Source organism: Actinomadura coerulea, assembly GCF_014208105.1.
GTDB classification, from domain to species: Bacteria; Actinomycetota; Actinomycetes; order Streptosporangiales; family Streptosporangiaceae; genus Spirillospora; species Spirillospora coerulea.
The window spans coordinates 6,900,460-6,912,314 of record NZ_JACHMQ010000001.1; the positions used below are offsets into that span (position 1 = coordinate 6,900,460).

Annotated in this window: 10 protein-coding genes; 3 read left to right on the forward strand and 7 right to left on the reverse strand. The window is 70.2% G+C overall.

The window, feature by feature from the left end:
* Nucleotides 1-281: 281 nt before the first annotated feature.
* Nucleotides 282-1,796, reverse strand: a complete 1,515-nt coding sequence (locus tag BKA00_RS32045) for an FAD-dependent oxidoreductase (protein ID WP_185031408.1) — start codon at nucleotides 1,794-1,796, stop codon at nucleotides 282-284.
* A gap of 347 nt (nucleotides 1,797-2,143) precedes the next feature.
* Nucleotides 2,144-2,581: a nuclear transport factor 2 family protein gene (locus BKA00_RS32050; RefSeq protein WP_185031410.1), complete on the reverse strand. Its 438-nt coding sequence runs from the start codon at nucleotides 2,579-2,581 to the stop codon at nucleotides 2,144-2,146.
* Nucleotides 2,582-2,916: 335 nt separating this feature from the next.
* On the opposite strand from BKA00_RS32050, the gene BKA00_RS32055 reads away from it, so the two are divergent.
* Complete coding sequence (locus BKA00_RS32055) at nucleotides 2,917-5,199, forward strand: M28 family peptidase (protein ID WP_230298822.1); 2,283 nt, start codon at nucleotides 2,917-2,919, stop codon at nucleotides 5,197-5,199.
* Between the two features lie 815 nt (nucleotides 5,200-6,014).
* On the opposite strand, the gene BKA00_RS32060 is transcribed toward BKA00_RS32055, so the two are convergent.
* The 3 genes from BKA00_RS32060 to BKA00_RS32070 all read right to left on the reverse strand — a co-directional run bounded on the left by BKA00_RS32060 (nucleotide 6,015) and on the right by BKA00_RS32070 (nucleotide 8,545).
* Nucleotides 6,015-7,790: a SulP family inorganic anion transporter gene (locus BKA00_RS32060; RefSeq protein ID WP_185031412.1), complete on the reverse strand. Its 1,776-nt coding sequence runs from the start codon at nucleotides 7,788-7,790 to the stop codon at nucleotides 6,015-6,017.
* Nucleotides 7,787-8,155, reverse strand: coding sequence for an ArsR/SmtB family transcription factor (locus BKA00_RS32065; RefSeq protein WP_185035078.1), 369 nt, complete (start codon nucleotides 8,153-8,155; stop codon nucleotides 7,787-7,789). The genes BKA00_RS32060 and BKA00_RS32065 overlap by 4 nt, the downstream gene beginning before the upstream one ends.
* Nucleotides 8,156-8,353: 198 nt before the next feature.
* A complete protein-coding gene (locus tag BKA00_RS32070) occupies nucleotides 8,354-8,545 on the reverse strand; it encodes a DUF3073 family protein (protein WP_185031414.1) in 192 nt (63 codons plus the stop codon).
* Between the two features lie 479 nt (nucleotides 8,546-9,024).
* Here BKA00_RS32070 and BKA00_RS40120 point away from each other — a divergent pair, with 479 nt between their 5' ends.
* Nucleotides 9,025-9,150 (forward strand): hypothetical protein, encoded by a 126-nt coding sequence (locus BKA00_RS40120; protein WP_268248217.1) that lies wholly within the window; start codon nucleotides 9,025-9,027, stop codon nucleotides 9,148-9,150.
* Between the two features lie 68 nt (nucleotides 9,151-9,218).
* Nucleotides 9,219-9,629, forward strand: a complete 411-nt coding sequence (locus BKA00_RS40945) for an NAD-dependent epimerase/dehydratase family protein (protein ID WP_420829700.1) — start codon at nucleotides 9,219-9,221, stop codon at nucleotides 9,627-9,629.
* 886 nt (nucleotides 9,630-10,515) lie between these two features.
* Here BKA00_RS40945 and BKA00_RS32080 read toward each other — a convergent pair.
* Nucleotides 10,516-10,743 carry a hypothetical protein gene (locus tag BKA00_RS32080; protein ID WP_185031418.1) on the reverse strand — a complete coding sequence of 76 codons (228 nt, stop codon included), beginning with the start codon at nucleotides 10,741-10,743 and terminating at the stop codon, nucleotides 10,516-10,518.
* A gap of 203 nt (nucleotides 10,744-10,946) precedes the next feature.
* Complete coding sequence (locus tag BKA00_RS32085; RefSeq protein ID WP_185031420.1) at nucleotides 10,947-11,771, reverse strand: hypothetical protein; 825 nt, start codon at nucleotides 11,769-11,771, stop codon at nucleotides 10,947-10,949.
* Nucleotides 11,772-11,855: the final 84 nt, after the last annotated feature.

Below are 11,855 nucleotides of genomic sequence, written 5' to 3' on the forward strand. Positions count from 1 at the left end.
GCGTACCGCTGGCCCGCGGTGCCCGGCTTGCCGAGGAGCTACCCGAGCGGTGCCTTGCCGAACGACATCCGGGGGAGCTTCCGGGTAGTTGGGCGAGGTCGCAGGGCGTGCTTGTCGATCCTCTACCGGTTCGCCGCGCCCGTCGTAGTGGCGGGCGATGCCTGCGGCGGAGCCGGTGTTGAGGGTGACGATGTCGGCACGCAGGCGGTCGCGGTGGCAGAGCGCAAGGAAAAGCGCTGGGGAGGCGAAGATGCGGAGCCAGTTGAGTTGAAGTGTGTTGTTTACGGGTTCATACACTCATACTCGGGACTTAGTGGGGCTGTTGCGGGCCCCTGAAGAACTGACCCGTCGGCGGCGAAACGGCAGCCGTGGCACGGGCATTCCCAGACGCGCTCGGCGTCGTTGAAGGTCACCAGACATCCCGAATGAGGGCACCGGGCCGACAGAACATGTGGCGTGCCGTGGTCGTCGCGGTAGATGGCGCAGACGCGGCCCCGCATACGGACGACCGCGCCCGTCCCAGGCTTCAGTTCGGCGACGGGCATGCGCGTGACCCGGACTTGGTCGGCGATCCGGCGGCGGAGGTGGGACAGGCCCACCTTCAGTACGGGTCCTGCCTCCCTGATCGGGTGTTTGCGTCGGGGGGCGTAGAGATCCGTCCACGGTTGTTCCTCGCCGGTCAGCAGGCCGGCGAGCAAGCGGCCCGACATGATGCCGTGGCTCATACCCGATCTGGCGTAACCGGTGGCGACGTAGAGGTTGTCGTCGACGCGGCCCACGTACGGGAGTTTGTCGGTGGTGTCCAGGTCCTGGGCCGCCCACCAGTAATGGACATCGCCGATCTTGAAGTGCCGCCGGGTCCACTCCACGAGCGTCCGGTGCCGTTCGGTCGTCTCGCCACTGCCCGGCTCGAACGACTCACCGGTAATCAGCAGCAGCCGCTGTCCCTCCCCATACGGTGCTGTCCGCACCGAACGGGTGTTGTCCTCGCGGGTGATGAACATGGCGCCCGGGTCGTCCTCCTCGGCGATGGGCGCGGCGATGACCAGCTCTCGCAAGGGGACGAGCCTGAAGTCGAGCAAGGCCCGTCCGAACACCGGGAAGAGGGTGGCGATGACCACCTCACGGGCATGCACGGTGACGCCGGCGTCGGTGGTGAGCCGGTGCCGCCGCCCCTGGACCAGATCGACGACACGGGTCTGCTCGTAGATCCGGCCCCCACCGCGAACCAGGTCCTCCGCGAGGCCCAGCAGATAGTGCCGCGGGTGGAACTGGACCTGCTCGTCGAGCTTGACCGCCCCGGCGACGTCGTACGGCAGGGGCGTCTCGGTCACGAAAGAGGCGGCGAGCCCGGCTTCCCGGACGGCAGCGGCCTCGGCCTTCAGATCGCCCGTCCGCTCGACAGGCTCGACATACAGGTAGGACGGCCGGCGTTCCACATCGCACTGTATGCCGAGCTTGTCAGCAATCTGGACCGCATGCTCGACTGCCTCCTGCTGGGAACGCGCATAGAGCCGGGCGGCCTCCGCGCCGAGAGAATCACGCAGCGGAGCGAAGACCCACGGGTGTAGCGCTGAAAGCCTCCCCGTGGTGAAACCGGTGACTCCCGAGACGATACGGTCGGCCTCAAGGACGATCGCGGGCCTTCCAGCCCGGGTCAGTTCCCAAGCAGTGCTGATTCCGGCGATACCCCCGCCGATCACCGCGACGTCCACATCGACGTCCTCAGTGAGCGTCGGATACTCCGGGCTCTTCGACGAGGCCATCCAGTAAGACTGCGCAGACCCCTCCAGCATGCGTTGCCTCCCTCATCACTGCCCTTGTCCCTGCTTTACCCTCCGCCCGCAAGCCAAACGATCAGGAAGCCAAACCTCTATCCGCCGGAAAGGGCTCCACCGGGCCGTCCCATCACCAGAAGCTCGGCACCGGTCCCAGTGCGCCATGGTCCGGGTGGGCCGGTTCGGGGCGGCCGGTCATCCAGTGCAGCAGCCGGAAAGCGCGCTCGTTCACCGCGGGGTGGGACCGCGGTGAGCATGACCGCGAGCGCGACCGTCAGCTCGGCGGTGTACAGCACGACCGCCAGCGTGGGGAGCCACTGCGGTGCGGGGGAGTGCGCATGGCCCTGAAGCCGCTTCCCTGCGTCTTACGGGGAGGTCAGGGTGGCCATTACGCGGTCCGGTTCCCAATGGGCGCGGAACGAGGTGATCAGGCCGTCGTCATCGACGGTGTAGACGGTCAGGCAGTCGATCGTCATGGTGGTCCCGCCGTCCAGCGTCGCGGTGATGGTGACGACGTTGGCGCAGGCGGGGCCGTTGGCGAACGAGTCGCTCACGCGGAAGTGGAACGTGCGCACCCGGGCGATGTTCTCGTCCCAGAACCGCTCGATCCCGTCCGGCCCCCGGTGCCCCTTGCCCTCGGGATCGAGCATCGAGGGGCCGACGGGGTCCTCGATGACGGCGTCCGGGCCGAAAAGCGCGAGCCACTCCTGCTTGCGCCCGCCCGCGGCCGCGGCCATCGCCGCGCGTACCGCCCGGCGCGCGGGGTGGTCGCCGTCCGGCGCGTCCCAAGTGACTGCTGTCATGGCAGAAACTGTAACGTGTTCTCGTTTTCGGTCAAGATCCGCGCGGATGGTCGGTCAGCTCGGCGACGGCCGCCCGGATCCACCTCGGCACGTGCGTCCCCCTGGACATGCAGCCGCCACGGTCGACCATCGGTGCCGCGACCGAGCAGGCGGTGCGTCCACAGTCATCCGCCGATCCGAACGGCACATCGACTCGCAGGCGAAAGGCGGACATCGCCGCCGGTTCGATCCGCACCTTGAAATTTTCAACATGAACAGGAGTGCGGAAAACCGCAGCCCGACCGGGTTGCGCACCCCATTTCGGGCCCGTGCGGGCGGGCCTAGCGTCAGGTCGCGTGACGGAGAAATTGCTCGACGCACCACGCCGCGTACTCGCCGGCGTTCTCGGATTGCTGGCCCTCGGCGTGGTCATGTTCGCCGCGCCGAGGGCGGACGGCCCACCGCGCCCGCTGCCCGTGGACGCACGGCCGGACGAGTTCAGTGCCGCGCGAGCCCTCGGCCAACTCAGCCGGTTCGCCACCGAGCCGCGGCCGATCGGCAGTGCGGCGAGCGCGAGGACACGCGACTACCTCGTCGGGCACCTGCGCGCCGAAGGGTTCGGCGTGCAGGTGCAACGTGCGGTCGGGGCCTCCTCGGGGGCGGGGCTGGCGACGTTCGGGCGGGTGGAGAACGTGGTCGCCACGCTCCCAGGCAGCGACCCCACCGGGACGATCCTGCTGGCCGCGCACTACGACTCCGCGGCGATGGGGCCCGGCGCCTCCGACGACGGTGCGGCCGTGGCCGCGATCCTGGAGACGGCCCGCGCGCTACGGGAGCGCGGCCCGCTGCGCAACGACCTGGTCCTGCTGCTGTCGGATGGGGAGGAGGACGGCGTGCTCGGCGCCGAGGCGTTCGTCCGGGAGCATCCGCTCGGCCGCGCCAAGGGCGTGCTCCTCAACTTCGAAGCGCGCGGGGCGGGCGGGCCCACCCTGATGTTCGAGACGACCCGGAACAATGCCCGGCTGGTCAGCGCGTTCGCGCACGCGGCCCCGAGGCCGCACGGTGACTCCTCGATGGTCGAGCTCTACCGGATGCTGCCGAACAACACCGACTTCACCCCGCTGTCCGAAGCCGGGTTCCGCGGCATGAACTTCGCCTGGATCCAGCGCGGTTCCCATTACCACACGGCCACGGACTCGATCGGCAACCTTGATCGGGGCAGCCTCCAGCACCAGGGCGCCACCATGCTCGCGCTCACCCGCACCCTCGGGAACACCGATATGGCCGACCTGGACGGTCGGGGCGACGCGACCTACTTCCGGCTGCCCGGGGTGATGGTGACCTACCCGGGGGCGCTGGTGCCGGTACTGACGGTCCTGTCGGTCCTGGCGTTCGGCGGGCTGGTCGCGGCGGTGCGGAAACGGCGGCTCGCGAGCCTGCCGCGCATGCTGATCGCCGCGGTGTCCGCGATCCTGCCGCTGCTGCTGGCGGCCGTACTGGCGCAGGTGCTGTGGAGCGTCCTGGCGGGCGTGCGGCCCGACTACGACACGATGGGCGGCCTGCTGCACCGGCCGGTGCCCTACCGGGCCGCCGTGGCCGCGCTGGCCGTGCTCGCGCTGTCGCTGTGGTACGTCCCGCTGCGCCGCAGGCTCGGCCCGGCTGCGCTCGCGGTCGGCGCGCTCGCCTGGCCGACTGGTCTGGGCGTCCTGCTCACGTGGGCCGCGCCGGGCGCCGCGTTCCTGTGCACGCTGCCCGCCCTAGCGTGCGCACTGGGCGGTCTGGGTGCCGTCCTGCTGCCGCGTGGACGGTTTGCGGCGCTGCTGCTCGGGCTCGTTGTCCCCGGGCTGCTGCTGCCCGCGTGGGCGCAGGCTGCCTTCGACGGCATGGGGCTCGCGCTGGCGGGCGTGCCCGCACTTGCGCTGGCCCTGTTCGGGCTGACGCTTCTTCCCCTCGCCGAACTCGTTCTCCCCGAGAGGCGAGCCGCGCTCGCCGTGCCGTCGGCCCTCGCGCTCGCCATCGCGCTGGCCGTGACCGGGATGACCGTCGAGACCTACGACCAGACGCGCCCCCGCCGCACCCACCTGGCCTACGTGATGAACGCCGACAGCGGCACCGCGCACTGGGTGAGCGGTGACGCGGATCCCGGCTCCTGGACCCGGCGGTACGCTTCCGGCCACGACCAGGGCGGCCTCCCGCCCGGATACGCGCGCAACCTGCGATGGACGGGTCCGGCCCAGCCGATGCGGGCGGCCGAGCCCAGGGTCCAGATCGTCTCCCGCGACGGCGACCTGCTCAGGCTGCGGGTGAGCACCGGACGCGGCGCCCGCTCGGTGACGCTGCGCTTCGACCACCCGATCACCGAGGCGTCGGCGGCCGTACCGGGCTCCAGGCCCGCACGGGTGGCGGTCGACGGGACACGACCCAAGACCTGGCCAGGCGAGGTCCGCTTCCGCGGCCTCCCCGCCAGCGGCGCCTCGATCACCGTGCGCGTACCGGGCGGCCGACGGCTCACCGCGATCGCAGAGACGACCGGTCTCACGACCGTACCCGGCTTCGTGCCGCCGCCACGCGATCTGGTGCCCTCCACGCGCGAGGACGGCGACCTGACCACCGTGACCCGCACCTACAACCTGCGGTGAGCACTCGCCGACAGCCTGGGCGCTCTCAAACCAAGCAGGCCCGTCTGGGCAACCATCGCTCCAGGCCCTGGACCGGCAAATCCCGCCGGGAATCCGTTACAGCGCTGATCAACCTGCCCTACGAAGACGACACCGCCTCGCCCGCCAACTCGGAGAAGACCTACCGCCGGTCCCCCCACCGGGACCCGTGGCCCAGCTCCGTCCAGATCAACCCGGACGGCACCATCGCCGGCAGCGCGATCGCCCGTCCCGCCGCAGCCGCGCGGCGGCCTCGTCGGAAGTGGGGCCCCGCCGAGCGGCGAGCAGCGCCGTCCTGGTGACCATGGGACCAGCCTGCGCCTGGGGACGATCACCTCCCCAGGGGCGCCGGCCCCGCATGGCCGGGGCCTTCGGCGCCGGACGCACCGCAGGCCAGGGAAGGAGCCTCGCCCGATACGCACGCGGGTGGAGCCGGGACGGTTCAGGCCGGCACTTCGGCGATCCACCGGGCGATCCGCCGAACGGGGCCGAGTGCCTCGCCGCGCGGCCGGCTCCCTGGGGTGGGGCGGGCGACGGCAGGACCTTGGTCCCATCGGCTGCGGACGCGCGGCCCTACGCGCCTGGGAGGAGTGCGCGCGGCGGCGGATGCCGTTGGCCGCCGGGAGGGCCCCGGGAGGAGGAGCGGACGCGGGCGGCCGGGCATCGGCGACGGGCGGCGCAACTCCGGGCCTGCGCGGTCGGCTCCGACACGGAAGGGCGGCCGGACCGAACGCGCCGCCGCCCGTGATCCGCTTCGACTCGGCAAGAAGGTGACCCGGTCGAAGGTCCCTGGGTGCCTACGCCATCGGCTGTGGCGCGTTGGTCAAGGGTGGGCGGCCGCCTGGTTGGCCGGTCGGCGGGGTGGCGCTGGCAGTGGCCGGTGCCGTGCCGGTCTCTGCGCCGATGCTGTGGTCGTGGAGGTGGGCGCGGGCGTGGGCGATGGCGGCAGGGGTGTCGGGGAAGAGCAGCCCGTCGCGGCGGAGGTGTTCGGCGATCCGGAGGGTGGCCAGGACCTGGTCGTGGGCGGGGTCGATGCCCGACAGCAGGACGAGGATTCCGCGGTGTTCCAGGCGGGTGACGGCGTCGCCCAGGACGCCGGCGCCGGTGGCGTCCAGGGTGGTGATGCGGGACATCCGCAGGATGACCACGCGGACGTCGGCGATTTGTGACAGTTCCAGCAGGAAGCGGTGGGCGGCGGCGAAGAAGAGCGGGCCGTCCAGCCGGTAGGCCACGATGTGCTCTTCCAGCAGGGACCGCCCTTGGGCGGTGTGGTCGCCGTCCTGGAGGGGGACGGGGTGCAGCCGGGCGGTGCGGGCCAGGGCGCGCAACGCCAGCACGATCGCCACCGCGACACCGACGGCCACGGCCGTGATCAGATCGAACGCCACGGTGATGGCGAAGGTCAGCACCAGCACCGCGCCGTCGCGGCGGGTGGCGCGGGCCAGGGCGGCCAGGGAGCCGACCTCGACCATGCGGACGGTGGTGGCCAGCAGTACCCCGGCCAGCGCCGCCAAGGGGATGCTGCCGACCAGGCCGCCGGCGGCCAGCACGATGACGGCCAGCACGCCCGCGTGGATGAGGGCGGCCAGCCGGGAACGGGCCCCGGCCCGGACGTTGACCGCGGTGCGGGCGATCGCGGCGGTGGCGGGCACGCCGCCCAGCATCGGGGCGGCGAGGTTAGCGAGGCCCTGACCGAACAGCTCCCGGTCCGGGTCGTGCTTGTCCCCGACGCTCATCGCGTCGGCGACCGTGGCGCACAGCAGGCTCTCCAGTCCCGCCAAAGCCGCCACGGCCAGCGCCGACGGCAGCAGAGCGGTGACGGCGTCGAGGCGGACGAACCCCAGCGACGGGGCGGGCAGCCCGGCGGGCAGGGCGCCGATCCGCGCGAGGTCGAGCCCGGCGGCCTCGGCGACGATCGTGGCGACCGCTATGCCCGCCAGCGAGAACGGGACGCCGGGCCACCGGCGGCCACCGATCAGCATCAGCGCCGCGACGCCCGCCGCCATGATCGGGGCGGCGAGCGTGGGATGGGCCGCGAACCGGGCCGCGGCCTCACCCGCTGCCCGCCACACCTTCTCGGCGTGGACGCCGGTGACGCCGAGCGCGGCGGGCACCTGCTGCAACGCGATCACCACCGCGATGCCGGCGGTGAAGCCCTCGATCACCGGGGTCGGCAGGAAGGCCGCGAACCGGCCCACCCGCAGCACCGCCGCCGCCATCAGGATCAGCCCGGCCAGCAGCCCGACCAGCAGCACGCCGTCGGCCCCGTACCGCGCCACGATCGGCACCAGCACCACCGTCATCGCGCCGGTCGGCCCGGACACCTGCAGGTTGCTGCCGCCGAAGACGGCGGCCAGCGCCCCGGCGACGACCGCGGTGACGAGCCCCGCCTGGGCGCCCAACCCGGAACTGACCCCGAACGCCAGTGCCAGGGGCAGCGCCACCACCGCCACGATCAACCCGGCCACCAGGTCACGGCCCCACGACCGCCGGGCGACCGTCCAGTCGGCGCGTCGCGGCAGCAACCGCGCCAGCGGCCCCGGCAGATCGCGCAGGTTCGCCGGGACTTTCATGCGCGTTTCTCACCGGTCGGGCCGGCCGGCCCGGTCAGCGCGTCGGCCTTCAGCTCAGCCAGCAGCTCGCCCTGGCCGGTCAGCAGGTCGGTCAGGATCCGCCGGGCCGCACGCATCAGCTCCGACACATCGGCGCCCGCCAGCTCGTACACCACCGTCGAACCTTCGCGGCGCGCGGTCACGATGCCGGCCAGGCGCAACACCGCCAACTGCTGCGACAGACTGGAGGCCTCCACACCGGTCGCGGCCAGCAGGTCGCGAACCGCCTGCGGCCCCTCGCACAGCAACTCCAGCACCCGGACCCGCACGGGATGCCCGAGCGTCTTGAACAGCGCGGCCTTGGCCTGATGCAGCGGGACCGGCACGCTCACCCCTCCACCTTGTCGTTCACACTTCGACCGCCGGGCACCGGTTCTCCGGCGTTGCACGCGACACCGCGCAGGACGGCCCGACGCTCCGGTTCCATCGCCTCGTCCGCGTTGGGTGATACGCCGTGGACATCGGCTTCCCTGCGTGGGGCGCCCAACGTCCGCCGCACCGGCTCCTGCACCTCGGCGCCGCACTCACTCATCCGCGGCCTCCCTTCCCCCGCCCTCGGCCGGCTGCGGACGTCCACCCTCCGCGCGGGTGCCCCACGCCCCGCCGCCGGCCGTAGCCAGCTCCCTGCGCAACCGATCAAGATCGACGCCACCGGTGTCGTACTTCAGCTTGCGTGCGACCTTCGCCTGCTTGGCCTTCGCCCGACCACGCCCCACGATCGGCCTCCTCGCTCCCAGCGACATCAACCACCAGACAAAATGCAAGTTTAACCAATTGCATAAAACTTCAAGTCGGCTGCGCGTGTGTGCTTGCTCACCCCCGAGGAGCCGGACGGCCCGGATTCCACCGGTCCAGCATGAGGTGGGGGCCGTCGCCGGCGACGGCCCGCTCCAAGGTCCGGCGGACGGTAGCTGCGGTCGCGATCTGCGGCCGCCCCGCGGGTCCGCACCTGGAGACGCGAGTCGTGGCGCTCGGCCGCGGGGTGGTCACGTAGCTCGGCGGCCCGCAGCAGCTCATGCGTGCCGTACTCGAGTGCCGGATTGCATCGCGCCGCGCCGAGTTGCCGACACCGCGCCGGTTTTCTGAGGGAAACGGGTGGTGTGCAGGGCACGCCCTACCGGAGAGACCGCGCGTCCGCCCGAAGGGAGCCGGCCATGTCGCCGCACCGCCCGGCCGCAGCGCCCGCGCCCTCGCCGTGGCGCTTGCGGCCTGGGTGGCGGTGCTGTCGGTGCTGGCCGGCTACGCCGACATCGGGCCCGAGCAGGTCGTCGCAGTCGCCCTGGCCGCGCTCACCGGTGCCGCCCCGGCCTTGGCGGCGTAAAAAAATGCCTCGGTCCGTGCACTTTCGCAGAATGGCGGCGATACGGGGCGCGCGGAGGTCGGCCGCTTGTGGGTGGCCGGCGCCGGGCGGGGTGCGGGTTGACTCCTCGATCTCGGGGTGAGGGCTTCACCGATCACGCCACGTCGGTTCTGGCCACTCAGCGTCTCCTGGACGCCTGTATCCGGCACGACGCGCAGCGGCTGGCGGTGGCGTCCTCGGCCCACGTTTACGGCCCGGCCACCTCTGGTGAGGAGCCGGTTCGGGCGAGCGACTCCACCGAGCCGACCTCGCCGTACGGTGTCGCCAAGCTCGCCGCCGAACGACCGGCGCTGGCGTACGCGCGCTGCCCCGGCTCCCAGCTCAGTACGGTCGCGCTGCGGTTCTTCCCGGCTTTCGGGCCTGGCAGCAACCCCCGCATGGTGATCCCGCGATTCTTCAGCGCCGCTCTTACAGGGGGAGGCCGTGCCGCTCTTCGGTGACGGTACAGCCCGGACAAAAAAAGGGAGGTCCCGCGATCGCTCTTAACGGTGGGATCCCGGGACCTTCATCCAGTGTGATGATCTTGCTTGGTGTGATGACCGAGCGTCTTTGAAGGCCGCGTCGTGTTCTTGGCGTGCCGTGCTCTCCTTGACTCACCTTATGGGCAGCCCCTGCAAAGCTGCGTTGCTGACTGTGCTGGTGGTCATGGCCGTCGGTTCTGTAGGCGGTATGACCGGCTTGAGCGTGTGAGGGCTGCCGGGCCCTGAGGCGCGACCGGGGGGAAGTGGGGCCCGGATCGAGCCGCCGAGCCGTCCTCGAGCCGACATGGGGACGAAGGGGGCAAACGCGACGGTGGACAAGCCCGTCATTCTCGCGTTTCCCCTGGTCAGGATGGTGGGTCGCGTGGGACTCGAACCCACAACCTACGGATTAAAAGTCCGGAATTGTCGTGTCGGAACGTGTTGCGCAGTGGCATTGTATGCCGAACCGTCCGGATCTCGTCCGATTTCTCTGCTGTCCAATGCCACTGCATGCCAATTCGTTTCAGAACCGCCGAGCCCACAACGAGCCGCCATGGGCTGTTGGTGATCGCGTGGGTTGCTTGGCGGCGGCTTCGCCCGACCTTTACGGACGGAGCTTTCGGTAAGTGCAGGGTTCGCGCCCCGCAGGTTCCTGCAACGCAGGCCTGCGTCATGGAGATCGGTTCTAGCCAGGCGGAACTGGGCCAAGTGGAGGGCGCTGAGGTCTGTTCGTCGTCGAAGTCGGGAGTGGCTGCCGCGGGGCGAGTTCGTCCTCAAGTGTGATGCCCTCCGCTATGAGATCGACGCCCGCGTCCGCGCCCTGCTCGCCGAACTGTTGACGTCAGGGTCCTGAGCGTCGTGAGGCTCAGGAACCCGGCGCCGCGGCGAGCTTGCCAGTCGGCTCAGCGCGTGAAGCGGCTGGTGGCGTCGCCCGGGAGCGCGAACGGCAGGAAAGCCAGGCGATCTCCCGGTCGGTGTCGCCGTTGGCGTGCAGGACGAAGTCCAGGCGCTCCTCGTCGTCGTGGGCGCCGCGGCGCTTGTAGTTGGCGTGAGCCTCGAACCGTTCGACGGCTTTGCCAATGGCCGCGGCCACGATTCTTGTTCCTGATGAAGATCAGCAGCGCGGCCTTGGTATCGCCCCACACCAGGTAGCTCAGCAGCTGGTCCAGTGCGTCGTCGACCGTCTTGGGGCCGTTGCCACGGTCGCGGCGTCAGCCCTAAGGGCCGACGCCGCGGGTTCTGGTCATCTTTGATGACCCTCGGCGAACGCCTCACCTCCCCGAAGCGGGGTGATGCTCAGCATTCCTTGAGCGGAGTTTGGCGGGGATTTCTGAGTGGCAGGATGCCTCCTGGCCCCATCCGAACAGCGTATCTGTATGACGCTCGGTTGGCACTGGTGCAGGCGTATGCCGTGAGTCGGAATGGCTGCCCACGGTTGTCTATGATTAGGTGACGAGGTTTGACCCCTACAAGAAACTCGACACGTATCTTGAAGGACACGGACCCCTTGCTGATCACTGTGTTGATTTCGATTGGAGGATTCTGTTTGCCATCGGGGAGGGGAATGGTGTTTCTAGGGAAGAAGTAGTCTCCAGGCTTATTCGGCTTGCCGCTGGTGCTATCTGTGATCGTGCGGGCCCGGGGCATGACTTCATCGAAGTCGATCTGCATTCTCATTGACCTTTCCGGGCCTTGCGGAGGCAGCACAGCCAGGGCGCCGTCAAACACGGGGCCGCGGCGGATCTCCACGGGAATTATGTTAGTGACCCGGATACCCTGTCGGCGTCTGCCTTGGAGGTAGAGGGCGAGTGTCCGTTCACCCGGTACGGCGCCTTTCGCGTTGAGTTCGTCATTGAGTTCATGAGAGGAGCCGCCGTAGTCGGAGTTCGGAATTCCTTTGGTCAGGAAGTGCCGCAGTTCGGGACTGAGGACGGTGTCTCTGGGGAGCGCGACAGTGTCACCGTTGGCGATGGTATCGGTTATGTTGTATTCGACCTCGTCTCGGTGCCCGCCGGGCAGGAACTCGCGCCCTGCGTCAGTAAGTCGGTCTGAACCGATCACGGCGGCGAAATACCAGCCGATACCAGCCGAGAGTGCGGCGGAAATCGCTGTGACGATCACCCCGCCGCGGTTTCTGGTGAACCAGCCATTCGGACTGAACCGTCCTCGTGGTGGGTGTGGACTCCTGGGGGGGCGTCGACCGGG

Bases quoted from the DNA above. Each gene is read 5' to 3' on its own strand.
- BKA00_RS32045 (WP_185031408.1), bottom strand. From the start codon at position 1,796: ATGCTGGAGGGGTCTGCGCAGTCTTACTGGATGGCCTCGTCGAAGAGC.
- BKA00_RS32050 (WP_185031410.1), bottom strand. From the start codon at position 2,581: ATGACAGCAGTCACTTGGGACGCGCCGGACGGCGACCACCCCGCGCGC.
- BKA00_RS32060 (WP_185031412.1), bottom strand. From the start codon at position 7,790: ATGAAAGTCCCGGCGAACCTGCGCGATCTGCCGGGGCCGCTGGCGCGG.